Source organism: Gardnerella sp. KA01002 (genome assembly GCF_049244015.1).
Classification (GTDB): Bacteria; Actinomycetota; Actinomycetes; order Actinomycetales; family Bifidobacteriaceae; genus Bifidobacterium; species Bifidobacterium vaginale.
In genome coordinates, this window is record NZ_CP058365.1 from 1445022 (window position 1) to 1471042 (window position 26021).

Here is a 26021-nt window from a genome sequence, read left to right on the forward strand (position 1 = left end):
GGATTCATTATGGCTGAAGATTTTAGATTTGCGCATAACGCAACAGTGTACGGCTACGATAATCAAGATATTCTAGCTGCTGTTGCTGCGCAAAAACTTGTGACTTTGATTATGCAATGGCAAAACAATGTTGAAAATCTTAATAAGCCATTCCATCTTTTGCTAACAGGTGGAACAGATTCTATTCGCATGTTTCAAATGTTAGCTAGCAACCCATTGCTTCCAGCAATCAACTGGTCCAATGTTCATATTTGGTGGGCAGATGAACGTTTTGTAGCTTATAACAGCGACGATCGCAATGCGCTCAAGGCTCGCGAGCTACTTCTTAATATGCTTAGCGATCACAAAGTTTTGCAGGAGTCTCATATTCACGAAATGCCTGCAGATGATCGCAATGCGCAAGAAGTGGCAAATGCTAGCGATGTTGAAAACAATGCGATTTTAGACGCAGCAGCACGCGATTACGAAGAAGAAATTATAGGCTTACTAGGCAAAGAGCCTGTGTTTGATTTGGCAATTCTTGGCATGGGACCAGACGCACATATGGCTTCACTTTTCCCAGGATTGCCGCAAATTCATAATCGCGATCGCATAGTTTTAGGCGTGAATCACTCCCCTAAGCAACCGCCAATGAGATTAACTCTTAGCGCACCCGTGCTGGCTCATAGCCGCCGCACTTGGTTCTTAACGGCTGGAGAGCAAAAAGGAAAAGCTTTAATGAACGCGCTTTCTTCGGATAATAACCCAGATTATCCTGCGTCTTTTGCCAACGGCACGGAAGAAATCGCATGGCTAACCACCGCAGAAACTTTGCACGCTGCAATTCAGTAATCTGCATAATATTCAGCAAGTCAAAAATTAAATGCGCTACATAAATTGGCGCAAATGCGAAAATAGCATGTTTAAAACATGGCGCATTTGGGAAAATCTTCATAAAACCATTGAAATATCAAGGAAATCAATCAATTTAAGAATATTAGTAAAATTCAGCAATAAAATATGCTAAAAAAGATCAGAATAGAGTACATGCCTCTGCATAATAATGCAAAGGCATGTTAGTTATAAATATTATTTGATTTAATCTTGCTTTACTTCTGGGCGATTAGGCTCTGCCCACAAAGTGTGGAATACTCCTGGCTCGTCAATGCGACCGTAAGTGTGAGCGCCGAAGAAATCGCGCTGAGCCTGAATAAGCGAAGCTGGCAAACGCTTGGAACGCAAGCCATCGTAGTATGCAAGCAAGCTAGAGAATGCTGGCACAGGAACCCCGTGCTCAACTGCGCGCGCAATAACACGACGCCAAGCAGCTTGAGACTTTTCAATAGCATCCTTAAAGTAAGGAGCAAAAATCAAGGAAACACTCGCCTGCCCAGATTCAAAAGCCTCGGAAACGCGGTTTAAGAATTGTGCACGAATAATGCATCCGCCTCGCCAAATGCGAGCAACAGCAGCCTGGTCAATCTTCCAATCATGCTCAATTGCAGCAGCTGCAATCTCGTCGAATCCCTGAGCGTAAGAAACAATCTTAGAAGCATACAAAGCTTGGCGAATATCCTCAATAAACGCCTTACGCTCAGCATCGTTCAAATCAAAATGCATATCTGGACCAGTCAAGCCTTGACTTTCAGCAGCTTCTCGCAAAGCAACTTGGCTTGAAAGTCCGCGAGCAAACACAGCTTCAGCAATACCCGTTACAGGTATTCCGAGAGAAAGCGCAGACTGCACAGTCCAAGTACCCGTGCCCTTCATACCAGCGTGATCCACCATCATCTCAACCAAAGGCTTACCAGTCTTAGCATCCTTCTGTCGAAGCACATCTGCCGTAATCTCAATCAAATAAGAATCAAGCTCGCCCTTGTTCCACTCGCTAAACACGTCCGCAATTTCGTCAGACTTCATGCCCAAACCACGAAGCATTAAATCGTAGCTTTCTGCAATAAGTTGCATATCCGAGTACTCAATGCCATTGTGAACCATCTTCACAAAGTGGCCAGCGCCATCAGTGCCAATATGGGTTACGCAAGGCTCACCTTCTGCAACAGCTGCAATCGACTTTAAAATAGGGCCAAGAGTCTTCCAAGACTCCTCCGTGCCACCTGGCATCATCGAAGGACCGCGCAAAGCGCCTTCTTCACCACCAGAAACACCGCAACCAACGTAGTGAAGACCGCGCGCGCGAATGTTACGCTCTCGGCGAATCGTATCTTCAAAGTAGGAGTTTCCGCCGTCAACAATAATATCTCCTGGCTCCATAGCGTTTGCAAGCTCTTCAATAACAGCGTCTGTAGGAGCACCAGCTTTTACCATAATGATTGCAGTGCGTGGGCGCTTAAGCGAAGCAACAAATTCTTCAACAGTTTTAGCAGGAACGAAAGCACCTTCACTGCCGTGCTCATTCATCAAGGTTTCTGTGCGCGAATAATGACGATTATAAACAGCAACTGTATTACCGTGATGTGCAAGATTTCTCGCTAAATTCGACCCCATAGCCGCTAAACCAACAACGCCAATATTTGCTCTAGCTTGATTTTCCGCCATTTTGCACCTCTATCTTTTAATATTTATAACCGTAATATTTATAACCGTTTTATTATTTTATGATTGCTTTATTTTTAACACTTAACCAATCAAAACACACTTTTTTAAGTTTATCTACCTATATGCACAAGCGTCATTCATACGATCACAAAGCCTACGACATAGCCCACGCGTTAATGGCAATTTTGTGATAAAGATTACATTTTTACTTTTATTAGTCGCTATTAAAAAAACATAAATACCGCTTAAATCTTACAGACACGCGTGATAGCCAAAATTTGGACACACTAAATATAGGGATTAGACATACAACACGCCACTATAAATAGTGTTAAGTGGTAGTAGACTGTTAAATCGTGCCAAAAAGCACAAACTTAAATAATCATAAAGAAAAAAGACTTAGAATACACTCAACGAAGGGAGAAGAACCGTGACTATTACAGTTTTCACCAAGCCACATTGCCCACAGTGCGATGCCACAAAGCGTCAATTCACTAAGCTAGGCGTGAATTTTGAAACAGTAGACTTAACTCAAAGCCCTTCTACTTTAGACCAGTTGCGCGCAGCAGGATATCGCCAAGCGCCAGTGGTGATTACTCCAAACTCGTCGTGGAGCGGATACCGCCCAGATTTGATTGCCCAAATCGCAAGTCAACTAGAAGACGAAAATAAAAACGATTAAAGCAATCAAGAATCAAGAATAAACAATCAACAATCAAAATAATCAAAGCAATCAAGAAGCATAAAAATGTGTGATCAAGAAAATATGTCACAACCAAGCGAGCCAGAAGCGCGCGCACAAGGCGAATCAATCGGAGCTGTAGTCTATTTTTCTTCCGTCTCCGAAAACACACTACGATTCGTGAAAAATTGCGATTTTCCAAGCAACAATGTGAACGTATATCGCATACCGCTTCGACCAAAAGAGCCAGAATTGCACGTGCGCGAGCCATACGTTTTGATTGTACCGACTTACGGCGGCGGAAATATTTCTAAAGCAATACCAATGCAAGTGCGAAAATTCCTAAACAATCGCGAAAATCGTTCGTTTATTCGCGGCGTAATATCTTCTGGAAATACGAATTTTGGAGACGCATATTGCGCTGCAGGCGGTCAAATCGCAGGAAAATGCGCAATCCCAAATATGTATTCGTTTGAACTTACAGGAACTGCAGAAGATATAGAAAAAGTAGCGCAGGGAATACCAAAATTTTTAAGGCAATTAAAAGAAACAGAAAAATAGAAGAAACAGAAGAAACGAAATAAACAAATAAACAAAATCAACAAAAAACAGCGTTTGAAAAGCAAAACTAACGCACGAGGAAAGGAATAAACACCATGAATAGCACGGATCCGATGAGCGAATCTACTTCGCTTAATCTTGATCACACTGACGACACCAACACTGCTAGCAGCACAGCAGAGCGCATTCGCAACAGCCGCGACTACCACGTTCTTAACGCTATGCTCGGTCTTTTCGACCCAGAAAAAGGTATTCAGTTTGATAAAGATCAGGAAGCAGAAAAGCTTTACGTTTCGGGTTACGTGCAAGAACACAGCATGAAGTTTGCTTCAACTCATGAGCGCTTGAACTATTTGATTAGCAACTACTACTACAACGGAAACGTGTTCAGCAAGTATAGCAGCGAGTTTCTAGATAAGTTCTACGAGCACGCAGAAGCTGCTCACCACACTTTTGGCACTTTCTTGGGTGCTTTTAAGTTCTACACTTCTTACGCTTTAAAGACTTTCGACGGCAAGCAATATTTGGAAAACTTCGCTCAGCGCGCAGCAGCCGTAGCTTTGGAACTTGCAGATGGCGATGAAAAAGCAGCGCTCAACTATTTGGACGAGATGCTTGCAGGCCGCTTCCAGCCAGCCACTCCAACGTTCTTGAATCTTGGTAAAGCTCAGCGCGGAGAGGCTGTGAGCTGCTTCCTCGTGCGTTTGGAAGATAATATGGAGTCTATTGCACGCGGAATTAACTCTGCTTTGCAGCTTTCTAAGCGCGGCGGCGGCGTGGCTCTGCTTCTTACGAATTTGCGCGAGCTTGGTGCTCCTATTAAGCGCATCGAAAATCAGTCGAGTGGCGTTGTGCCTGTTATGAAGCTTTTGGAAGATTCATTCTCTTATGCTAATCAGCTTGGCGCTCGTCAGGGCGCTGGTGCCGTGTATATTAGCGCTCACCACCCAGATATTATGCGTTTCCTTGACACTAAGCGCGAGAACGCGGACGAGAAGATTCGTATTAAGTCGCTTTCTTTGGGTGTTGTGATTCCAGATATTACTTTTGAGCTTGCTAAGCGTAAGGAAAAGATGGCTTTGTTTAGCCCTTACGACGTTGAGCGCGAATATGGCAAGCCTTTTGCAGACATTTCTGTTACTGAGCATTACGATGAGATGGTTGCAAATCCTAGCATTCACAAGAAGTACATTGACGCTCGCGAATTCTTTATGACGCTTGCGGAGATTCAGTTTGAGTCTGGCTACCCTTACATTTTGTTTGAAGATACTGTAAATCGCACAAATCCTATTGAAGGCCGCATTACTATGAGCAACTTGTGCTCCGAGATTTTGCAAACTCAAGAGGCAAGCACTTATAACGCCGACTTGTCTTATAGCCACGTTGGTCGCGATATTTCTTGCAATCTTGGCTCGCTTAATATTGCTAAGGCGATGGATGGCGACTTGGGTACAAGCGTTGATTTGGCTGTGCGCGCGCTCACGTCTGTTTCGGAGCATACTTCGATTGATTCCGTGCCTTCGATTCGTCGCGGAAACGCAGAGGGCCATGCTATTGGCTTGGGTCAAATGAATTTGCACGGTTTCCTTGCTCGCGAGCACATGCAGTACGGAAGCGAGGAAGCTCTTGACTTTACAGACATGTACTTTATGACGGTTGCTTACCACGCTTATAAGGCTTCTCACGATTTGGCTGTAGAGCGCGGGACTGCTTTTGCAAGCTTTAAGACTAGCGCTTACGCTAAGCCTGCAGGAAAAGGCAACTACTTCGATAAGTACACTGATGGCAGCCGCTCGCTTGAGCCTAAAACTCAAAAGGTTCGCGATTTGTTTGCTCGTTTTAACGTTGCAATTCCAACCGTTTCGGATTGGGAGCAATTGCGCGACGAGATTTTGCGCGATGGCATTTACAACGAGTATTTGCAGGCTGTTCCTCCAACTGGTTCCATATCGTACATAAACCATTCCACGAGTTCAATACACCCGATTGCTTCTCGCATTGAGATTCGCAAAGAGGGCAAAGTTGGCCGCGTCTACTACCCTGCTGCATACATGACGAATGACAATATGCAGTACTTTAAGGATGCTTACGAGATTGGTTGGAAGGCAATTATTGACACTTACGCGGAGGCAACTCAGCATGTAGATCAGGGATTGTCTCTTACTTTGTTCTTCCCAGACACTACGACTACTCGCGATTTGAACAAAGCTCAGATTTACGCGTGGCGTAAGGGTATTAAGACTCTTTACTACATTCGTATTCGCCAGAAGGCTTTGGAAGGTACAGAAATCGAGGGTTGCGTAAGCTGCACGCTGTAAACCTTATGGTTGTAAATCTTTCGCAAATTAAATCAAAAACTTAAAAATTTTATAAAACGTAAACACAGAATCAGGAGTAATTATGACAGAACTCAGCCCAACTGCGCTCGATCCAACAGAACTTCGCAGTAGCTTAGATAAGCCTTTCGGCACGAACCGCGTAATCGCAGACGACGCTATGATGGCAGATTCCATCACCCCAGCTCAATACCGCTATCATCACGGATCTCGCGTGCGCCCAGTTAATTGGAATAATATTGTTGACGACAAGGATTTGGACGTTTGGAATCGTCTTATTGCTAACTTCTGGCTTCCTGAAAAGGTTCCGCTGAGCAACGATATTCCTTCTTGGCGTTCCCTCACCGATCTTGAACGCAAGACAACTACTCGCGTTTTTACAGGCTTAACTTTGCTTGATACCAGCCAGGCAACTATTGGCGAACTTTGCCAGATTGAGCACGCACGCACGGAGCACGAGCAGGCTATTTACACGAATATTGCTTTTATGCAGTCGATTCACGCGCGCTCCTACTCCTCTATTTTCTCCACTCTTTGCTCTAGCGAGGAGATTGACGAGGCTTACCGTTGGGCTGTTGGAAACGACGTTTTGCAGCAGCGAGTTACAACCGTGCTTTGCGAGTATGAGAGCGAAGATCCACTTAAGCGTAAGATTGCTGCAACTATGCTTTCTTCGTTGCTTCTTTACGCAGGTTTCTACCTTCCGCTTTACTTTGCTTCCCGCGGCAAGATGATGAATACTGCCGATATGATTCGCTTGATTTTGCGAGATAAGGCGATTCACGGCTACTATTCTGGCTACAAGTTCCAGCGCGGTTTGGAGCTTAGAAGCGAGAACGACAAGAAGAATCTTGAAAAGTTCACTATGAACTTGCTTGATACTTTGTATGATTTGGAAGTTGAGTATTCTGGTCAGATTTACGAAGGATTTGACTTCCACGATGACGTTTTTGACTTCGTTCGTTACAACGCTAACAAGGCTTTGATGAACCTTGGCTACCCTGCTAAGTACAGCGAAGAAGAAACTCACGTAAGCCCAGAGATTCTTGCGGCTCTATCTCCTGCAGCCGACGAAAATCACGACTTCTTCTCTGGCTCTGGTTCCAGCTACATTATGGGCAAGTCTGTTGAAACCGACGACGACGATTGGGATTTCTAGTCGCTAGTCGCTTTACTAATTAATTAGGTTGCTTATGCACTTTCATAAGCAACCTTTTTTATTTAATTATTTAAGAATATTTCCGTTTTGGAACTATTTTTAAATATCCGCGTACTTACTGAGTTATCGTGGCAGATTTTATAAGATTTGCATTTTCTGCCATGATAACTGTGTGCGTCACACATTTGCTGGTTCTATTGCAATACGTCCACCTAATGCTTGAACAACCTTCGCAATAGTTTGGAAGCTGGGATTGCCGTCTCGTCTTAAGCTTTTGTAAAGGCTTTCCCTTCCAACCTCGGCTTTTTGAGCAATTTCTTTCATTCCTCTAGCTTTTGCAATATCGCCTATAGCGGCTTGCAACAAGCGAGGATCGTTAAGTTCTGCTGCAGCATTGAGATACGCAATAACATCATCATCGTTCTCAAGATACTCACTCGCATCCCATTTACTTATATTTACCGTTTTCTCATCCAATTGCGATACTCATCTGTTTTAAGTATCTCCATAAAAATATTTTATCCTGCAGGATACAATTTTGCAATTTTTGCCATGATAACTTGTTATTTTGTAATAATTGTGTACACAATGGCGCTACTTTGGCATTACGTTGGGTGCTACATGTCTGCTACAATAAAGCAAAGCACGAATAACAAATTTATGATTCTAAGCTTAAAGGAAACGACATGACTTCTACAAAAACGGTTAAAACAGGCAGATTAAGTGTAAGAGTTAATCCAGAAATACGAGATAGTGCATCGCAAGTTCTTGAACATTATGGTCTTGATATGAGTTCAGCAGTCAACCTATTTTTGTATCAGATTGTAAATACGCAACGTTTCCCATTTTCACTTGAAAGTTCTCCATATGAGCACTCTATTGATGAAGCTATGAAAGAAAAACCAATAGCTGCAGGTACTGTTGACGATTTTGCTGAGCTGATGCGCAATGCCTAAACCGCCATTTTATAGTCCAATCTATCTGCGAGATGTTCTACTGTTGTATCAAGTTAAAGAAGATTGCATTATATTCCTACGCTTAGGATCTCATGACGACTTATTCTAGTTAGCAAAAACTGTCACGATAACGCATGATTGCGTTGAGCATATTGAAAAATAATATAATTTAGATTATTATAATTATGATTATAATAATCGCGATTATATTAACTAGAGTGCAGATTCAGCAGCAATAAGATGCGCTGAAAAGTATTGCAATTATTGGCGTAACGGCAGGTGGAATATGGTTTTTGTTGGCAGACAAGACGAGTTACAAGTACTTGAAAAATTATATGAGAACAGCAAACACTCGTTCCAGATGGCAATAGTTTATGGTCGAAGACGAATAGGAAAAACTTCGCTTATTTCACAATTCTGTAAAAATAAGCACGCAATACTTTTTACTGCTCGCGAGCAAACTAATATCGAGAATTTGCGTGATTTCTCGCACACTGTGTACGACTTCTTCAATCTACCGTCAACTACAGGATCGTTTAATAATTGGAACGACGCTCTCGATTTTGTTGCGCAACAATCTAACGCCGTAGACCAGAATGCTCCTAAATCTCCACTTATTCTAGTTTTCGACGAATTTCCGTACGCAGCTCAAGCAGATAAATCCTTAGCGTCAACATTCCAAGTCGCAATAGATCATAAATTTAAAAACGCGAACATGACTCTTATTTTGTGCGGCAGTAACGAAGGATTCATGGAAAGTGAAGTGCTTGGCAAAAAGAGTCCGCTTTATGGAAGACGTACCGCACAGATTCGCTTGCAACCATTTAATCTTTTTGAAGCATCTGAGCTTATGCCAAATAATGCTACTTGGGAAGATAAAATCAACTATTTTGCATCCCTTGGAGGAACACCATACTATATAGAGCAGTTAGATAATAAGTCTTCGTTTGCGGAAAATCTTGAGCAATTATGCTTTAACATTTCGGGAATTTTGTACGCTGAACCAGACATGCTCATGCGCCAGGAATTGCGCGATCCTTCAACATACAATAGTGTGCTAAATGCTCTTGCTACGGGATGCAATACTCCGACTTTAATATCGGATCGCATTGGATTGCCAGCTACATCAGTGAACGTGTATTTGAAAACATTAGAAGGCCTTGGATTAATTGAAAGAAATATTCCATTTGGCATGAATCCACTTCATTGCAAAAAAGGATTATGGCAGATTTGTGACCCATTCTTTGCGTATTGGTATAGGTTTGTAGCGCCTAATAAAGGATTGATCGAACGCGGACTTTCACACGCTGCCGCAAGTAGTGTTCTTGGCGGTGAGCATGAAGCGTTTAGTACTTTTGTAGGTCAACAGTTTGAGAAAATGTGCGAACAGTGGATTGTGCACCAATGCAAAGTTGACGGAATGGACTTTTTGCCAACTAAGTTAGGTAAATGGTGGGGTGCGGATCCTATTGCTCGTGAGCAAACCGATATTGATATTGTTGCAGAAGACGATATTAACAAGCAGCTTCTTATTGCAGAATGTAAGTGGCGTAATAATCTTAACGAAGCTGAAGCAGTGAGCAAGTTGTTGCAGCGCGCAACTTTAGTTGAGAATGCAAAAAATAGCGATTATAAGAAAATATTTATGTTGTTTACAAAACATCCAACTTCTTACAATCCTCGTCATGCTAAAACAATCATCAACTTCGTTGACGCACAAACAATGTTTTTTAACTGATTGCGCGACAATAGTTACGTACTATATCGCGCAGCCGAAATCACGCGTTATCGCGTCAGTTTTTATAAGATTTGCAATTTTTGTCACGATAACTTCATCTTCTCATATGTTACGTAAATATATATCTTTATTATTTTTGCGACAAAACGACAATTTTGGCGACATAAAAATGTCGCTTTGTGCCATATTTCCCATGTTTATTCTTGACAAACTCATACAGCAACTTTAATATTTTTAATAAAAGTTTAATTTAATTAAAGTTTATAGGCTGAAGAAAGGAGTGATATGGATCATATTCCAAGATGGATGGCTAATCTCACAGACGAAGACATGTCGTTTATAAAGAACTTTGTATTATCGTCTGGATCGTTAAAAGAAATGTCGCAAATGTATCAAGTCTCTTACCCAACGATGAGAATCAGGCTTAACAGGCTCATTGAAAAAATTCAAATAAGCGACAATGAACCAGAAGACCCGTTCGTTCTTTTAGTAAAGAGTCTTGCTATTGACGATAAATACGATGTTGACACAGCTCGAACACTCATAAACGAATATAGAAAAAGAAAGAATGAATCATGAGCTATGCATTATTTGGTCCGATAATTGACATTCTTATCGCACTTGCTATATGTGCTTTAGTGTTCTTTATCGCAAGAAGTCTTATTCGCTATGCGCATTCTCTTAAAAAGGACGATAAGTCATCTAAGCAGTCTGCAGAAGATAAAAGAATTGCGTTACAGGACTTATAAAACACAAAAACCGAGTTATCGTGGCAGTTTTTGCTAGATTTGCAATTTTTGCCACGATAACTCGATATAAAATAGCAACGAAACAGCATTCTGCATCACATATTAACCGCTTACTTGCATCTGCTGCACAAAGGCGCGTCCAAATACTCGATTAAATCGCAAGAAAGCACAATAATTAATTATTCTTGCATAATGGCTATTTCTCTACATGAAGCGGAACGTGTACATTAATAATCCACGAATCGTCATCTTCAATAACTTTAAAAGTTCCGCCAACTCGTTCCGCAAGCATCTTATGAAAACGCAGTCCATATCCTAATTGCAAGTTAGCAAGAATACCGCGTTGCGCACTATTTATACACGTAATATGACATTCATGGTCATTAAGCATTACATTCATGGCGTATTCTTTAGGCTTTGCAGCATGCTTTTTTACGTTTGCAAGTAGTTCTCGGCAAATATATTCAATTTGAGCACATTCTTCAAAAGGCAAATGCGCTGATCTCGAATCTTCAGCAACTAAATCACTGTTCAAATCAATGGAACCAATATAGCCAAGCTTCTCAAATGACTTTTGCTCACCATCAAATAAAACGCGTAAGCCTGTGCAAAAATCTTTATAACATGTAGTCGATTGCATAGCATCGCCAGTGCTTGCAGTTGTAGCATTGTCAAGAAGAGAAATAATATTACGTGCTCTATGAACAGTTGTAGTAGCACGTTGAAGAATCTCTCGAGAATTTTCATGCTCTTGTTCATGAGTCGTTTGAGGTTCAATAGATTGTTGGGCCATCATCATAATACTGGAAAGCTCATTAGTTACTTCATCGTGCATGCGAATTGCCGCAATAGTGGCATATTTTTGAAAAACGTTGTAACGCTGTGCAAATAACTGTTCCTGTTGCTGGTGAATAGTAGAAATATAGTATTTTACGATTGCGCTAGAAATAAGAGTGATAAGAAGCCACCACCCCAACACATAAGCGTTTTGAAAATCGCATATAATAAAGAGCCATGAAGATACTCCGCAAGAAGCAAGCACGGTGTACCAAGGTTGAGTAATTACAGCAATTGCCAAACAAATCAATATGGTAAGCATCATAGATGAATAGTTGATATTGGGTGCAACAATTACCAACGGCATCCAAATGAGCACAATAAAAGATGCTTTACGTGGCCATATTGCAATGCATAAGCAGATTACAATCCATACTATTTCAACTGTAATTGCATGCCAATTAGAGTAGTAATGAAGATTATTATAGGAACAAATTTCAAGAATCAAAGTACAACTTATGATTACACCAATTCCAATTTTCTGCCATGCGTCATGCGGCAAAAAATTGATCATACGCGTTAATAATTTCATAACTACCTACTTTTACACGTTAATTTCTTACACGTTATATGTCATGCGAATACTTTGCGAGCGCAGCAAGCGCCTGCATTCGACTTCGGACTTGAAGTTTTCCATAAATACGCCGTAAATGCGTGTTTACTGTTGAAACTTTCACATTAAGTTGATCTGCAATCTCTTTCGTAGAATACCCCTGTTTGCACAAGCGCATAATTTCCGATTCTTGAGGAGACAAAACTGAAGTCTTCGGAAGTTGAGAAATCATATTAAATGATTCTTGCGGAGTGTGAAAATAGTCAATATATTGTGGCAATTCTGGGCAACCGTAGCTTGTTGCGCGCGATTGGATGGCTGCAACTACGTCTGCTAAATTGTCTTTATGTACTAGCGCTTGACCACCCGACTTAGCAACTTGCAATACGTATTCATCTAGCATGTAGGAAGTAATGCCAATTAAAACAATATTGCTATTGCGCTCGCGAATTGCCTTAATTACATCAACACCACTCATTTCTCTCATTGACATATCTACTAAAAGTACGTCAGGAGTATTCTCTGCAACGCAACGATGAATAGCTTGTTTTGCAGAAGAACACATCCATGCACAAACAAAGTTTTCAGGCAAACGACTTTTAAGAAGAAGTTGCATATATCGCAATACAAGCGTGTCATTATCAACAATTGCGTAAGTAGTGTTCATACAATATATGATATCTTGTTTTGGAATCCGCTTATCAAGAGATGTGCGATTGTATTGTTTTTCTCAAATTATCAAGATTGTACACATTAAAGTGCCATACGCTAGCACTTTCCGTTGGCACACTCCATTCTTCGGTTTTGCCATTCGCAGTAAAACGAATTATTTGAGTTGTTGGTTTACTTATAACTTCAAAATTAGTGAGTTGATTCCACGCAATACGACGAAGATACTTATCGTCTAATTTAGCTAGATTACCCGAGCCTAAAATGACATTCGGATTAACAATAATAAACTCATTATTAGTGGCAGCAATAATACGCGCAACAACGCCTTGCGCTACATAGAATAATTTAGGTAACAAAAATAGTTTGATTAAATCTTTCCACCAAGGGTCGTATTTCATTGTAAATACATACGTCTTATCAACTGAAAGATTGTGATCTTTAAAATACTTGACGATATCTTCTTCTCGTATACCGCGCAAAGGATTAGTCATAATAAGCACCTCCTCGTGATTCTCGTTTTGTAAATTACCAACATACTAGCGTGCAGATTTTATCTACACAAATAAGCGTACCTATTTTTAACGATAGTGCTTTTAGAAAACTTTTTAAAAAACTTTTACTATTAGTAGTTTGTATGTTCTCAACAATCAACATTTAAGAATATTTCCGTTTTGGAATTATTTTTAAATAGAGGCGTACTTATGGAGTTATCGTGGCAGATTCTGTTAGATTTGCGATTTTTGCCACGATAACGCAAGAGTCTGATTGATACTAGTTTAGCGGAATAACAACATTGACCAGCCAAGTGTCGTCATCTTTTTGCGCGCTTAAAGATCCACCTAAACGTTCCACAGATTTTTTGTGGAATAGTAGACCTTTGCCAAAAACAAGTCTTTCGCCAAACTTATTCAACGTCGAAATCGAATTCATACACATTATTCTGCATTCGCGCTTATCAACCGTAACGTTCATAGAAAAATCAACGCTAGTATTGCAATGCTTACGAATATTAGTAAGCAGCTCGCTGCACATGCGAATAGCACATTGAGCTTTTTCAGTACTAACAGTTGCAGATGCAGCAAAATCGTTACTTCCCGAACTTTTATCAACCACTGTTATAGAGCCATAATACCCAAGCTGCTCGCAAATCTTACGCTCAGATTGCAATCGTGCGCGAATATTGCATAAAAAATCAGCCAAAGTCATGCAATTATTACCATTAGAACCATAAATAAACTGCGTGCCAGCAATACTAGCAATATTTGAATCTAAAGAATCATCATACTTATGTTCAGCTTGCTCAAGTAGATTAATAACAAGTCGCGTTTTAGAAAGCGCATTACGAGAATGCTCAACAATCTGCTCTAGCGACTCTTTTGTATGATCACTTTTCTCGGCATACAAAGCATCAGTCGCAAGCAATGTAATATCCGTAATCTCATTGTTCACATCGTCGTGCAATTGCAATGCAACAGAAGCAATATAAGACTGGAACTCACTGCGCACAATATCCATTTTTGCGCGATTATTTTCCTCCAACATGTTCAAATACTTGCGCAAAGCGTAGCCACAAATCATGGAAATAAGAATAAAACAAGGGAAAGTAAGCGGAATGTACGCCATTTTTGCAAAGTACATAATATTCAGCGAAACTATGTACGCACAAAGCAAATACTTCCACGAATCGTAAAAGCCTGCAACAAACATGCTAGCAATCAATGAAAAAAGAAAGCAAGTTGCATTTACGCCTGGTACTGCTAACGTTACGCAATATAAAATCGGAGTTACGAGGGATATTTGGCGCGAAAAAGCAATCAAAAGAAATATTACGAACATCCAAACGTATTGACACGCAGATTGTAATGGATTGTGCCACAAACCAGCTGTATTGCAAGATTGCACATCCATTGACACTACAAGAATCGCCAATATTATGAATAAAGTTCGCTGAATTTTCCAGCTTTTAACCAACTCAATAACGCGCGAAAATGTTTTCATTAACATGCGCCATCCGTTTCTTGAAAAAGATTCGGATGATTCTGCGGCGAATCATTAAAATATTGCAGATTGCTAGCTTGCTCACGATTTTGCATTGCAGCAAATGCGGATATTGCTTGCACGCGGTTAGAAACGTGCAATTTTTTGTAAATCCTATGAATATGCGTGTTAATAGTGTTTGGCATAAGACCAAGTTGAGCCGCAATCTGATTTGTTGTGTAGCCTTTAGCGAGCAAATCCATGATTTTTAGTTCTTGAGGCGGCAAAACGCTACGCGACCTTGATTTAGAAAGTCTAATAAAAGATTCTTGCGGAGTAGCAAAATCGTAAGCAACATCTTTAACACATCGGCAGCCATACGCATGCTGATTATCGCAATATTGCAAAGCTTCTGCTAGTCCTTTGAAATTGTCTTTAGCAACCATTGCTTGCCCACCAACTTGCGCAACCATCGAAGCGTAGGATCTACAATCATACGAAGTCATGCCAATTAAAACAATATTGTTGTTTTGTTCACGAATTGCGCGTATTACCTCTACTCCAGACATGTCTTTCATTGACATATCTATCAAAATATAATCCGGAGTAGTTTTTGTTACTTGGCAATATTTCAAAGCTTGCACGCCTGATTTTACGCACCATTTGCACACGTACTCGCTTGGCAAAAGCTTGCTGAGCACGTTTCGCATAACCGCTAAAACTAATGGGTCGTTATCTACTATTGCATACGTTTTTGGCATAATGGCTTTCTTGCAATCACACGCTACTTTTCTTATATTCTACTTTATAAACGCGCGCAAAGTAGGGCAAATCGTGTAGTAATAAATGATTACAAGTAATGCATGTAAGTCAAACTTGGTTATAATAAGTAACAATATGCGACTTTTGGTTGCGTTGAAATTCATCTTTAATAATGATTGCAGCAGGATTATATGACAAAACGACTAATAGTATTGCACTCCGCAGAAGTAGCTGCGATGGCGCTTGCCTCAACAGCTGCTTTTATGCGTAGCTTTGACTTTTTCGCTTTGTGGCTTGTTCTAGGACTTCTTTCTGTTGCATTGTATTCTTATGCATATTTTTTCTTGCGCAAAAGCGTTATTAAAGAAAAAAATGCGTATATAGAAAATAATATATCTAAGCTTAGCTGTGCGGGCACTAACAGCATAAGTAGTGATGTTGAGAATATAGAGAACAGCAAAGATTACATAATTACTCTTGAGCAAGAGCGCAAAAAAGTCGAATCACAAAATAAGCAAATACTCAACAATTACTCGAATAATTTAACAAATATTATTACATGCTTTATTTGTGGGCTTATTCACGTTCCTTGGATTTATTACTACGGAATTGCAAATGGCGTTTTAACATTAGTGATTCTGTGGCGAGTAATAAAGCGTCCACAAGGTCACCCTATTGATGAAAGCGATTTTTAAAGATTTAAGACTTTAAGGATTTAAGCTTATTGCTGATCTTCCATTGAAAGATTTAATCCTTTTGCAGCATTGCGAAAATATTCTATGTGATCGCCATAACCGTCTGCAATAATAGCATCCTCTTTTACAACAAAAGAGCCATTTTCTAGCACAATATATTTTGTAAAGAATTCTTCTAATTGCTTAGCTAATTCATCAATTTCATCTTGTGAAAGCCCATCGCTACTATTTTCCGCAAAGTTATCTTCCTGCTTTTGAATTTGATTAATGCTATTTTCACTAACATTTCCTATTTTGTTTACGTTATCTTCTGGCTGCCAAGAGTTTATGCCAAAATCACTCATGCTTACACTACCCATATTTGCGCTACTCATGTTTGTGTCTCCTTGTATTTGTAACATATTCACAACTTATATTCGCAGCACATTTGTGCGTTGCTTTAAGTCTAATTACAAACATTTTCCGCGCAATATTGAGTACTGAGTTTTGAGTACATCATATTGCTGCAAAGAATTGCAATATTTATACTAGAAATACAAAATACATACGAACGATAGGCAGCGTACACAAATTAGCTACAATGCTCACGAACAAAACAGCAAATTGGAAGGGAAACAACTCATGAGCAAGGACTCTATAAAACTTATTAAAAAAACGCTTATTTGGATTCTTAAGTGGGCAATATTTACAGCAATCGAATTCCTTCTTTTGTACGTTGCGATTATTTCTTGGAATCATGATTTTGCACAATTCATGCACGAATACAGAGATGCTATTATTCCATTTATGGCAGCAACCGGAGCCATGATAGCAACAACGATTCGCAACGAAGGAACTATTTTTGAAGTCAAGGAGTAAGGTGATTATGGCGCTAAAACGCAATATTGCAAACAATAAACAATTTATGATATAATTTTACTACGCCGTGACTGCGCCATATTGTAGGTTTGAGGTTAATCTTCAACACGGCGTCTATTTTTATTATTTCAATTTTCAATAATACGGCTGCCACTAGGTACAGCCACTACTCCAAATCCTTCCGCTTTACCTTGACTATTTCTACGAACGTTATTTCTTATCATATTATAAAAAGTTGAATCTCTTTTAGAACATTTTCTATAAACTGCTCCTGCAACTAAATCTGCAAACTGCACACCTACACTGTGATGAGAAGCTGCTATAAATAATCCTTCAATTAGATTGTTATAATCAGCTCGATGTGAGTCATGATTATTGAGTAGATCAAAATGGAAATCATCAAGTTGCTTATTTTGTTTACTATTACGAGCATCAATAACTATCATTCCATAAACTTTTGTACCAGCATTTTTACTTAAATCTTGAAGATAATACTGAAAACGTTCACATATTTTTTCAAACGCAGTGTGATACATATTTTCAGCATTGCCATCTTTATATTTATCGTAATACTCCTTAGTGTTCACTACAGCAGCAATAATTTTAAAATCTTCATTTTCCGAAATCAGCTTAAACAGATTCTCACGCAATTCATTCAATTCATTAACACTCAAATTAGAAAGAGGCGTGGTCTCGTTGCTTAATGGATGATTAATGAAATAACGCCACTTAACTTCCCCCTCAATCCCATATTTCTTTTTTAATCCATGCAGATTACTTTGTAATGATTTCCATTGCGATTCTGGAATGACTAATCCGCCCAAAACAAAATAAGGATTTTGCTCTACAGCATCACGTTTAGGAGCGGTTCCACTCTCGTCCAAAAAAAGAATTTGCATGAGAATATTTTATATGAAATATTCAACATTCTACAGTTATAAACACAGCACAGCTACTATTGCACTATTAATTAGATTATGCAAATATTTATAAACTATTGTATTTAATACAAATACGAGTATACTTTTGCCTTCTACAGGTATAGTGTAGAAACTGTATTAATATGATGCATTAACTAGCGCCCAACTTCAGCGGACAATATGGAGCTAACAATGAGAAGAAATAATAAATATAAAGGCATGCGCATACTTACTGCTTCAACTATCATTGCAGCAATGTCGATACTTTCTGTATATCCAATAAGTGCATTAGCTATTACCCCCCCCCCCATCAACAGAAGTAACCGTAAGTAACCCAGCTCCAAAAACACAACTTGTTGTAGATGGCACAAACGGATCAGACACAAACGATGGATCTGAAAGTAAGCCATTAAAAACTATTCAAAAAGCTCTTGAAAAAACTGCACAAAAACCTGCAAATATTACCATTAAAGGCAATTTTTCACTTAATACACCTGTAGAAATTCCACAAGACATTACACTTTCTATCGATAAATCCGGCGCCACAATAACAGGCTCAAATAATACCAACGATGGAATCACGCTGAAATCTGGTTCCACACTTCGCGGTGACGGCGAATTGAAAATGACTGCATTTAAGGTAGCTCTTACAGCGGAAAAAGGCTCTCTTATTACAGATGGCACATACACTTTCAAAGATAACGCAGTAGAAGACAGTCACGGAATTTACCTTGCGGGAACAGTAAAAGGCACAAGCAAAGATAAATTAAAAATTACTGCTGATGACAAATGTAATACAGGTTTTTATGCTGATGGTATTACTTTCGAAAATGCTACTATTAACGTTAAATCACAAATTCGCACATGGTTTGACGCATATGATTTAACTTTGAAAAATTCTTCACTTACTGTAGCAGGCTTCGGAATGTCATACTATGTAAACAAATTAAACATGGACAATTCGGAGTTTGTGATTAATAAAATTGGTTGGAGACACTCAACTGGTTTAACAATTCAAGGCGACTCAACTGTTACCAATAATTCACGAATTGTTGCTAATGCAGGATCTACTGCAGGCATTTCCGTTGGAATATCAAATGGAAAATTAGCCGTTACCAACTCTACTCTTGAATTTAATAATGGTGGCGCTGGCGGCTTAAATGTAAATAGCGGAAAAGTAATTCTCACCAATTCTACAATCAAAGGTGATGGAAAAAATAGTGGAGCGCTTTTTGGAGCTCAAAACAGTGGATCTATTGAACTTAAGGGAGACTGCTTAATAGATAGCCCAGCAAATAAAAATGCAGACGGTGGAGCTGGAACAGGAAATAACTATGTTGTGACTGGAGGCTCACACATGGTTACATATGCTCCTGGATATCACAGCAACAAGGGAAGCACTGTTCCTGTAAACGGTGAAGAAAACGGTAACGAAAAGCTAAGTCTCTTTACTCTTGCTGATAGTTCTGTGAATGAGATAAAACCAATTAACAAAAAAGGAAATACCTACATATACTCAGTTAATAAAGCTTCTAAAGATAACGAAAAGCACGTATGGGTTCCAGCAGCAAAAGTGACATTCGAGCTCAATGATACAAAAGCTGAGGATTCTAAAAAAGCTAAAGGAGCTATATTCTCTGACTCTTCAACTAAAGCAAAAGAATCCCTTGCTATACGCGGTTACGCATTAAACTTTGCAAAAACAGTGGCAGGAGGAAGTACTGAAGTACCAGCAAATCCAATTGCTCCTGGATATAAGTTCCTCGGGTGGTTCTGCAAAAACGCTCAGCATAGCGAGCAAAAATTTACTGAAAAAATGATAATTAAAAGCGACACAACAGTGTACGCAAAGTGGGAAAAAGATTCCTCATCTTATGCTGTTCGCTACCATAATTGCGCTCAAGATGATGCAACATACATTGTTAGTGAAACTAGTCCAAAACGCACTAGCAAAGTTCTTTCATTCTACGAAGTTGTTAAAAATAATGCAAAATTTGCCCGAAAGGGAATGGTCTTCAAAGGTTGGACTACCGATAAAAACGGCAAAGGCAAGACTGTAAAAGCAGGTAGCAATATTTCTATATCGCAAAGTGAAAACTTAATTGACTTATATGCAAATTGGGAAGAAAAAGAATTTACAGTAAAATTCTCTGCAAATGGCGGAACTTTCTCCAATAACAGTATATTTAAGACAAATACAAAAGTATTTGAGATTAAAAAAGATAAGCGCGGTGGAGATGTTGCTGTTGTTAAGAAAACAGCAACATTTAGCGAAAACAGGACGCTAATCAATCTTATTAAAAGTTTGGATGATAATGTCAATATAGACACACCTGGCATTAGTGGCAAAGCAGATTCTGATTCAGACACAACTTATACAAATCTAGCCACGCGCAAATACTACACGCTTAAGAATAAAGATGAATCGTACAGTATATTCGGAATTACGATTGGAAGTTACTACTATTGGTTCAAAGACAAGAATGGAACTGAAAAAGCTAGTATTGATAACAATTTACGAGTGAACGACGATCTTACCTTCTACCTTAAGTGGGAGATTAATCCAAATGTTAAACAGATACAACAGGAGGATATTAATCTTCCTGCAGATTTATTAACTGGCGAGAACACAGCAACTACAGCGTATAAAGTTACTCCAGGACAAACTATTGATTTCACTGGCACAATCACAGCTTCAGTAGTAAAAGACCAAATGAAGACGATAGAAAAGAAATTTAACACAGTAAATGCGAAAGATTATGACAAAATTACTCTCGAAGATATGACATCTTCGTTCATGGCTACATTTACTATCCCAGACGGTTTAACGCTGCCTGAAAATATCACAAAAAATACACTTAAGCTCGATGGGTTCTCAGATACTTTTGCTATCCAGGATGTGCAAGTTAAAGACAAGACTGTAACAGTTACTATTAATTTGAAATCTGGCATTACAACGTATGCAGCATTGCAGACAGCAGTACAAACAAATCTTGGCGACGCAATGAAAATCACTATTCCGGGAATAAAGATAAATCAAGATTTCTCCGGAAAAGCTACAATCGTTGGAACAGTATCTGGCTCATTCCACGCAGCTGCAACATTTAATGGAACAACGAAATTATTTGACTTTACTTGGAACGGCTCACAAACAAACGATGGTAAGAACTCTGACGCAGCAGCAGGCGCTAATGATATTTCTCTCACCGTAGAATATGATCCACAAACTCCTCCGACACCTCCAACGCCACCTACACCGCCTACGCCTGTTCCTGAACCTACGCCTGTTCCTGAACCTACGCCTGTTCCTGAACCTACGCCTGTTCCTGAACCTACGCCTGTTCCTGAACCTACGCCTGTTCCTGAACCAACACCAAAACAAACACCAGAAAAAACACCATGGCCAAAATATAAGCCGACTCCAGAAAAAACACCAAACATTACGCCACTACCAAAAGAAAATCCAAATAATAAAATCGTAGAAAAACGCAAAAATGATAATAACCAACTTCCAAAAACAGGAAGCGCAATATCACTAACCGCTTTTTCTACAATTTTAACGTTTGGACTTGCTGAAATCATAGCAAAAATTAAAGCACATAAAAATAAATAAACAATAATTTCATAAGAAAAAACAAACAAAATAGGGGTTAGTATTGTAAACAACTGCACTACTAACCCCTATTAATTACACGCAAATATTCAACAATATAATCACGATTATTATAGTCACGATTATATTAATAAAGTAAGGTAGTTCAAGATTATTTTGCGGATTGAATTGAAGCCTCTTGGCGAGCAACGTCAAGCGCTTTGTTGAAAGCGTCACTAGTCCAACTTGCTCCAGCAACAACCGAAATATGCAAATCTTTTAGCGGCTTTCCAACGATTTTTCCTGGAATAGCCTCACTGAAAGCGCTCATGTGTTTTTTAGAAATCGGCGTAAACGGATGAGGCGTGATTTCAACACTGCTCACATTGCCGCTTGCAACGCTTAAATTCACATCAATACTGTCTTCTGCAACTGGACCATACGTAGCTTTGATTCTGTAATCGCCATCTTTGTAGTTGCCGGTATCTGTTTTAGGCTGATTTTGCTGATTTTGCGAATCTTCACTTTGCGCGGAAGCGTGCGATTGTTGAGCACCAGAATCGTAAGATTTCGAAGCATTGCCACTATCATTTTCGCTTTGACCAGAGTTTCCTGCAAACTCATCATTCATCGGCACAGCACTCGGCTCGCCGCAAGATGCAAGAAGCGCACTTGAGCTAGCTAAAACCGCAATCGCAGCAACCGTTTTTGCAATTTTTTTAGACTTCAAATCATCACGCAAATTAGTGCAGCGTGAAACATTGTGAAACATATTGTCTAAAATCATAAATCATCGCCTTTAAATCTTAAATTAAAACTGTGCGCAACTAATCATTTAAAAACTAATCATCTAAATTCGCTAATTTAGGTGACTTGGTAGGCTCATGATTTTGCAAAGATTGCGCAATGCTTTCATCAACATGCGCACTCGTAAACGCAGGCTTGCCACCAATCGCCTCGTACGCTTTGCGCGCAACCTCATTATTCCAACGTTCGCCAACAAGCACACCGTGGTTGAGCATAATTTCACGATCCGCGCATTGAGCAACCAAAGAATCGTGCGTTACAACAATAATCGTAGTGCCCTGGGAATGAAGCTGCTTAAACAAGTCGAGTACAATCTGCTCATTCTTTTCGTCCAAATTACCAGTCGGCTCATCCGCAAGAAGCAACTTCGGGCAGTTAATAAGAGCACGCGCAACGCAAACGCGCTGCTGCTCACCGCCAGAAAGCTGGCTCGGCAAATGATGTGCTCTGTCCTTTAATCCCACGCGTTCCAAGGCTTCCATTGCTTGCGATTCATCTACAACTGAATGATAATATTGCGCAACCATCACGTTTTCAACTGCTGTTAAATGTGGCACAAGATAAAACTTTTGAAACACAAGACCGATTACGTTTTTGCGAACGTCTGCAAGCTGACCCGCGTTCAAATCCTCGAGTTTGCGGCCTTGCAAAGCAACGGAGCCTTTAGACGGCGAATCCATGCACCCAATAATGTTCATTAGCGTAGTTTTGCCAGAGCCGCTCGAGCCAACAATCGAAAGCCACTCGCCTTGCGGCACAGTAAGCGACAAATCGTCAACAGCGCGAAGAGAGCCGTAAATCTTGGAAACATGGTCCAAAGTCAACAGCATTTCTGGCTCAGCTTTTGTGCTCTCCAGCTTAGTTTCTTTATTCTCTGTCATATTAAATCCTTAACTAAAATCCTTAACTAAACACTCTAAAATCACTCTAAAAATCACTATAAAAGCTATTCTTCTCGAAGCACAATCGCAGGGTCTATTTTTGAAGCGCGCAAAACAGGCGGCAACGCAGCAACGCAAGACGCTGCAACGCTAAACACAATAGAAAACACAACCAGCCACCAATTTACGCTCAAATCTCGCGCAAACACCATTGACGCAAGCAATCGCGCAAATCCATACCCCACTGCTGTACCAGCGATTCCGCCAATAAAACCATAAAGCCCAGATTCTGCAGTGAACTCAACGCCAATGCTCTTAGCGCTCGCACCCAAAGCTTTGCGCAAGCCAATCTCATTTCGGCGCTGCTGCACAATCGAAGAAATCGTAGTGCTTACGCCAACCATCATCAACGCAAGAACAACCAGCGAAACAATCCAAAATAGGCTGCGAAGCATAGCAATAATGCCAGTATCTGCCGCTGTAACTTTAGTAACTTGTTGCGCGCGAACACGCATAGAAGTCATATCGTTAATGCTGCGCACAACAGCATCTACGTTCGGAGCAGAAGACGAGTAAGCAATCACGTCCGCACCGCGCTTAACGCCTGTAAGCACACGCAAATCCGCGTTAGTTGCGTAAAGCATGGAATCTTCGGCGTCTCCCGTATCTAAAATGCCGCAAACGCGGAAAGTTGTGCCGTGAGTATCCATAATATCTGTGGAAACTCTGCCTTCAACAAGCTTTTTTTGAGAAGATTTATCTGTTTGATTTTCTGCTTGATTATCTGCTTGATTACCTTGCGATTTTTGCGCAAGGCTATGCGAATCCGAGGAATTATCGCCAGCGCGATACGCGATTGCAATGCGCGAACCAATCTTCAAGCCCATAGCCGAAGCAACATCTCGCCCAACCATAACGTTGCCACTGCTAGGCCAAGCGCCGTCCACGTTCCAATGCTTATTAAGCGACTTAACAGCGGAAACATCCACTCCAGCAAGCACGTACGGAGCCGCATTAATGCGCACATTTTCGTAACGGTAGGTAGCAAATCGCATAGCACCTTTTGCAAGAACCATGTCGTTAGTGTGCAAAACCATTGCGCGATCAATGCCATTTTTCCACTCGCCTGCAAGCGGCGTCACAATAATATTCGCTCCGTATGCGCGCATTTCGTCACTCATTTGTTGAGGAACAACAATGCAGATTGCAGCCAAGCAAAATAGCGTAGCGGCACCAACAAGAGTGGCAACTACTGCCATAAGCGCACGCGACTTTCGGCGAAAAACAGCGCCAAAAAGCATAGTCGCAAACATTGCGCTATTAGAAGTCATACCCGAACCAGATTTAACGCCCATGAAGCACCTCCGCAGGACGCACATGCAAAATAGAGCGAATAGAAGAGCCAGCAGCAGCAAGAACAGTAATCGCAAGAAGCACAAACACCAGCACAAACACCATTGGTCGAAGCGAAATCGCAGAACCAAACACGCTAAATCCAATCACTTGCGCAACGCCAAAGCCTGCAATCATGCCAATAAGCGCACCAGCGCATGCAATAACCGCTGTTTCCATAAGCATTAGCCGCGCAACAGCACCATCGCGCGCACCCAGCGCCTTGAGCAGCGCAAGCTCCCCCGAGCGCTCCGAAATCGCAGCCGCCATAAGATTCGCAACCGCAACAGCCGCCGCAACCAAGCTAAGCGCCGTCATAAGCACCATCACAGCGCGCGTCTTGTTAAGCACGCTGCCTTGCATAGCCGAAACTTGCCGCACTTGCTTTGCAACAGCTCCTGGAATCACTTCTTCAATTTGGTAAGTAATCGAGCTTGGGTAGGCTGTGCAATACCACGTCTCCCACTCTTCTTGGCTAAGAGCCGCTGGATTCTTCGCCGCTTTACGCGCTAAATCGTTTTCTGGCGTAGTCAATGCTTTAACTTCAATCGCCTCAACCATATTTGGCTTATTTGAAAGGCGTTGTGCCTGGCTGGAATCCGCGTAAATCGCGTTATTGTCGCTATCTCCAGAATCGTAGATACCAACAATTTTAAGTGAGATTTGCCTGCTAGAACGATCTAGTTTTATTCGCTGACCAACTTTTAGATTATGACTTTTAGCAAGATTTGTGCCAACAGCGGCCTCGTGCTTAAAATCGCGCGGGAATCTGCCTTCAAGCATCTTCCACCAAGACCGCATTCCTTGCACACCAACAACTGTTGTTTCTCCAGAAGCGAGCGCAAGCTTGCGATTAAACCACGTGCCAACAATCGGGACTACTGAATTAACAGATTTAGCGGAATTAGTGGATTTAGCAGAAGAAGAATTAGCAGATTCGGCAGAAGAATTTGCTTTAAGATTTGCATAAATCGTTAGTTTTGGCGCAAAATTCGTTATGTTAAACGCCCAAAAAATCATTTTGATTTTTGCAGCATCCGATTCCTTCAAAAAAGCGGTAGATTCTTGACTTTCAGCATCCGCCAAAGTTTGAGAAGTTTGCAAAGTTTGCGAATTACTATAGCCTGACTTTGTGCGAGACGCATACAAGTCGTTCACAACAGCATTCGACTTAGGCTGAACAATAATATTGGACCCGTAAGAGCTAAGCTCCGCGTTAATTTTGTCTCCAACGTCGTAAACAACGCTAAGCATTGCAACGCTTACACACGCACTCAAGCACACAACAATCGCTATAAGAACTCGCTTTTTAATCTGCCTTGCAAGAGATCGCGCAACCATTCGAATCATAAACAT

26 protein-coding genes are annotated in these 26021 nt (G+C 40.5%); 12 read left to right on the top strand and 14 right to left on the bottom strand.

All coding sequences use genetic code 11. From position 1 onward, the window contains the following. Positions 1–9: 9 nt before the first annotated feature. Complete coding sequence (pgl, locus tag HXT60_RS05615; RefSeq protein ID WP_421790986.1) at positions 10–831, top strand: 6-phosphogluconolactonase; 822 nt, start codon at positions 10–12, stop codon at positions 829–831. Between the two features lie 246 nt (positions 832–1077). Here the strand turns inward: pgl and gndA are convergent, their stop codons facing one another. After that, entirely contained in the window at positions 1078–2538 is a 1461-nt protein-coding gene (gndA, locus tag HXT60_RS05620; protein WP_013399773.1) for an NADP-dependent phosphogluconate dehydrogenase, read from the bottom strand. Between the two features lie 430 nt (positions 2539–2968). On the opposite strand from gndA, the gene HXT60_RS05625 reads away from it, so the two are divergent. The 4 genes from HXT60_RS05625 to nrdF all read left to right on the top strand — a co-directional run bounded on the left by HXT60_RS05625 (position 2969) and on the right by nrdF (position 7276). Then, entirely contained in the window at positions 2969–3220 is a 252-nt protein-coding gene (locus HXT60_RS05625) for a glutaredoxin family protein (RefSeq protein ID WP_004114274.1), read from the top strand. Between the two features lie 66 nt (positions 3221–3286). Next, complete coding sequence (gene nrdI, locus HXT60_RS05630) at positions 3287–3781, top strand: class Ib ribonucleoside-diphosphate reductase assembly flavoprotein NrdI (protein WP_004116137.1); 495 nt, start codon at positions 3287–3289, stop codon at positions 3779–3781. Positions 3782–3876: 95 nt separating this feature from the next. Further along, on the top strand, positions 3877–6099 hold the full coding sequence (nrdE, locus tag HXT60_RS05635) for a class 1b ribonucleoside-diphosphate reductase subunit alpha (RefSeq protein ID WP_421790988.1): 2223 nt from the start codon (positions 3877–3879) through the stop codon (positions 6097–6099). 82 nt (positions 6100–6181) lie between these two features. Beyond that, the gene (gene nrdF / locus HXT60_RS05640) at positions 6182–7276 is read left to right on the top strand and encodes a class 1b ribonucleoside-diphosphate reductase subunit beta (RefSeq protein WP_004114270.1); all 1095 of its coding nucleotides are present in this window, start codon (positions 6182–6184) and stop codon (positions 7274–7276) included. Between the two features lie 177 nt (positions 7277–7453). Here nrdF and HXT60_RS05645 read toward each other — a convergent pair whose 3' ends face one another. After that, positions 7454–7753, bottom strand: coding sequence for an addiction module antidote protein (locus HXT60_RS05645; RefSeq protein ID WP_421790990.1), 300 nt, complete (start codon positions 7751–7753; stop codon positions 7454–7456). A gap of 209 nt (positions 7754–7962) precedes the next feature. Between HXT60_RS05645 and HXT60_RS05650 the strand changes: the two genes are divergently transcribed. The 4 genes from HXT60_RS05650 (at position 7963) to HXT60_RS05665 (ending at position 10719) form a co-directional block, all read left to right on the top strand. Further along, positions 7963–8232, top strand: a complete 270-nt coding sequence (locus HXT60_RS05650) for a type II toxin-antitoxin system RelB/DinJ family antitoxin (RefSeq protein WP_004114266.1) — start codon at positions 7963–7965, stop codon at positions 8230–8232. A gap of 286 nt (positions 8233–8518) precedes the next feature. Continuing rightward, positions 8519–9970 (top strand): ATP-binding protein, encoded by a 1452-nt coding sequence (locus tag HXT60_RS05655; protein WP_421790992.1) that lies wholly within the window; start codon positions 8519–8521, stop codon positions 9968–9970. Between the two features lie 285 nt (positions 9971–10255). Then, a complete protein-coding gene (locus tag HXT60_RS05660; RefSeq protein WP_421790994.1) occupies positions 10256–10549 on the top strand; it encodes a DUF2089 family protein in 294 nt (97 codons plus the stop codon). Further along, complete coding sequence (locus tag HXT60_RS05665) at positions 10546–10719, top strand: hypothetical protein (protein WP_004110365.1); 174 nt, start codon at positions 10546–10548, stop codon at positions 10717–10719. The genes HXT60_RS05660 and HXT60_RS05665 overlap by 4 nt, the downstream gene beginning before the upstream one ends. Before the next feature lie 196 nt (positions 10720–10915). Here HXT60_RS05665 and HXT60_RS05670 read toward each other — a convergent pair whose 3' ends face one another. The 5 genes from HXT60_RS05670 to HXT60_RS05690 form a co-directional block, all read right to left on the bottom strand. Then, positions 10916–12088, bottom strand: a complete 1173-nt coding sequence (locus HXT60_RS05670) for an exodeoxyribonuclease V (protein ID WP_421790996.1) — start codon at positions 12086–12088, stop codon at positions 10916–10918. Between the two features lie 34 nt (positions 12089–12122). Then, on the bottom strand, positions 12123–12776 hold the full coding sequence (locus tag HXT60_RS05675; RefSeq protein ID WP_415690769.1) for a LuxR C-terminal-related transcriptional regulator: 654 nt from the start codon (positions 12774–12776) through the stop codon (positions 12123–12125). A 34-nt stretch (positions 12777–12810) separates the two neighbouring features. Then, complete coding sequence (locus HXT60_RS05680; protein WP_004114257.1) at positions 12811–13272, bottom strand: hypothetical protein; 462 nt, start codon at positions 13270–13272, stop codon at positions 12811–12813. Positions 13273–13552: 280 nt separating this feature from the next. After that, on the bottom strand, positions 13553–14785 hold the full coding sequence (locus HXT60_RS05685; RefSeq protein WP_421790998.1) for a histidine kinase: 1233 nt from the start codon (positions 14783–14785) through the stop codon (positions 13553–13555). Further along, a complete protein-coding gene (locus tag HXT60_RS05690; RefSeq protein WP_421791000.1) occupies positions 14779–15519 on the bottom strand; it encodes a response regulator transcription factor in 741 nt (246 codons plus the stop codon). Before HXT60_RS05690 ends, HXT60_RS05685 begins: the two co-directional genes overlap by 7 nt. 192 nt (positions 15520–15711) lie before the next feature. Here HXT60_RS05690 and HXT60_RS05695 point away from each other — a divergent pair, with 192 nt between their 5' ends. Further along, on the top strand, positions 15712–16215 hold the full coding sequence (locus tag HXT60_RS05695) for a hypothetical protein (RefSeq protein ID WP_248902681.1): 504 nt from the start codon (positions 15712–15714) through the stop codon (positions 16213–16215). A gap of 26 nt (positions 16216–16241) precedes the next feature. On the opposite strand, the gene HXT60_RS05700 is transcribed toward HXT60_RS05695, so the two are convergent. Further along, positions 16242–16589: a hypothetical protein gene (locus HXT60_RS05700; RefSeq protein WP_004573685.1), complete on the bottom strand. Its 348-nt coding sequence runs from the start codon at positions 16587–16589 to the stop codon at positions 16242–16244. 247 nt (positions 16590–16836) lie between these two features. Between HXT60_RS05700 and HXT60_RS05705 the strand changes: the two genes are divergently transcribed. After that, complete coding sequence (locus HXT60_RS05705; protein WP_004114248.1) at positions 16837–17073, top strand: hypothetical protein; 237 nt, start codon at positions 16837–16839, stop codon at positions 17071–17073. A 128-nt stretch (positions 17074–17201) separates the two neighbouring features. Here the strand turns inward: HXT60_RS05705 and HXT60_RS05710 are convergent, their stop codons facing one another. Together HXT60_RS05710 and HXT60_RS05715 are read right to left on the bottom strand one after the other, a co-directional pair. Next, complete coding sequence (locus HXT60_RS05710) at positions 17202–17972, bottom strand: DUF3800 domain-containing protein (protein ID WP_004114245.1); 771 nt, start codon at positions 17970–17972, stop codon at positions 17202–17204. Positions 17973–18413: 441 nt separating this feature from the next. Beyond that, on the bottom strand, positions 18414–18593 hold the full coding sequence (locus tag HXT60_RS05715) for a hypothetical protein (RefSeq protein ID WP_048730728.1): 180 nt from the start codon (positions 18591–18593) through the stop codon (positions 18414–18416). A gap of 25 nt (positions 18594–18618) precedes the next feature. Between HXT60_RS05715 and HXT60_RS05720 the strand changes: the two genes are divergently transcribed. After that, positions 18619–21606 carry an InlB B-repeat-containing protein gene (locus HXT60_RS05720; protein ID WP_101892061.1) on the top strand — a complete coding sequence of 996 codons (2988 nt, stop codon included), beginning with the start codon at positions 18619–18621 and terminating at the stop codon, positions 21604–21606. 151 nt (positions 21607–21757) lie between these two features. Here HXT60_RS05720 and HXT60_RS05725 read toward each other — a convergent pair whose 3' ends face one another. The 4 genes from HXT60_RS05725 to HXT60_RS05740 all read right to left on the bottom strand — a co-directional run bounded on the left by HXT60_RS05725 (position 21758) and on the right by HXT60_RS05740 (position 26021). Further along, the gene (locus tag HXT60_RS05725; protein WP_410310759.1) at positions 21758–22372 is read right to left on the bottom strand and encodes an FMN-binding protein; all 615 of its coding nucleotides are present in this window, start codon (positions 22370–22372) and stop codon (positions 21758–21760) included. A gap of 55 nt (positions 22373–22427) precedes the next feature. Then, complete coding sequence (locus tag HXT60_RS05730) at positions 22428–23273, bottom strand: ABC transporter ATP-binding protein (RefSeq protein ID WP_081264778.1); 846 nt, start codon at positions 23271–23273, stop codon at positions 22428–22430. A gap of 65 nt (positions 23274–23338) precedes the next feature. Continuing rightward, positions 23339–24628, bottom strand: a complete 1290-nt coding sequence (locus HXT60_RS05735; protein WP_174142943.1) for an ABC transporter permease — start codon at positions 24626–24628, stop codon at positions 23339–23341. Then, a complete protein-coding gene (locus HXT60_RS05740) occupies positions 24618–26021 on the bottom strand; it encodes an ABC transporter permease (protein WP_101887734.1) in 1404 nt (467 codons plus the stop codon). The genes HXT60_RS05735 and HXT60_RS05740 overlap by 11 nt, the downstream gene beginning before the upstream one ends.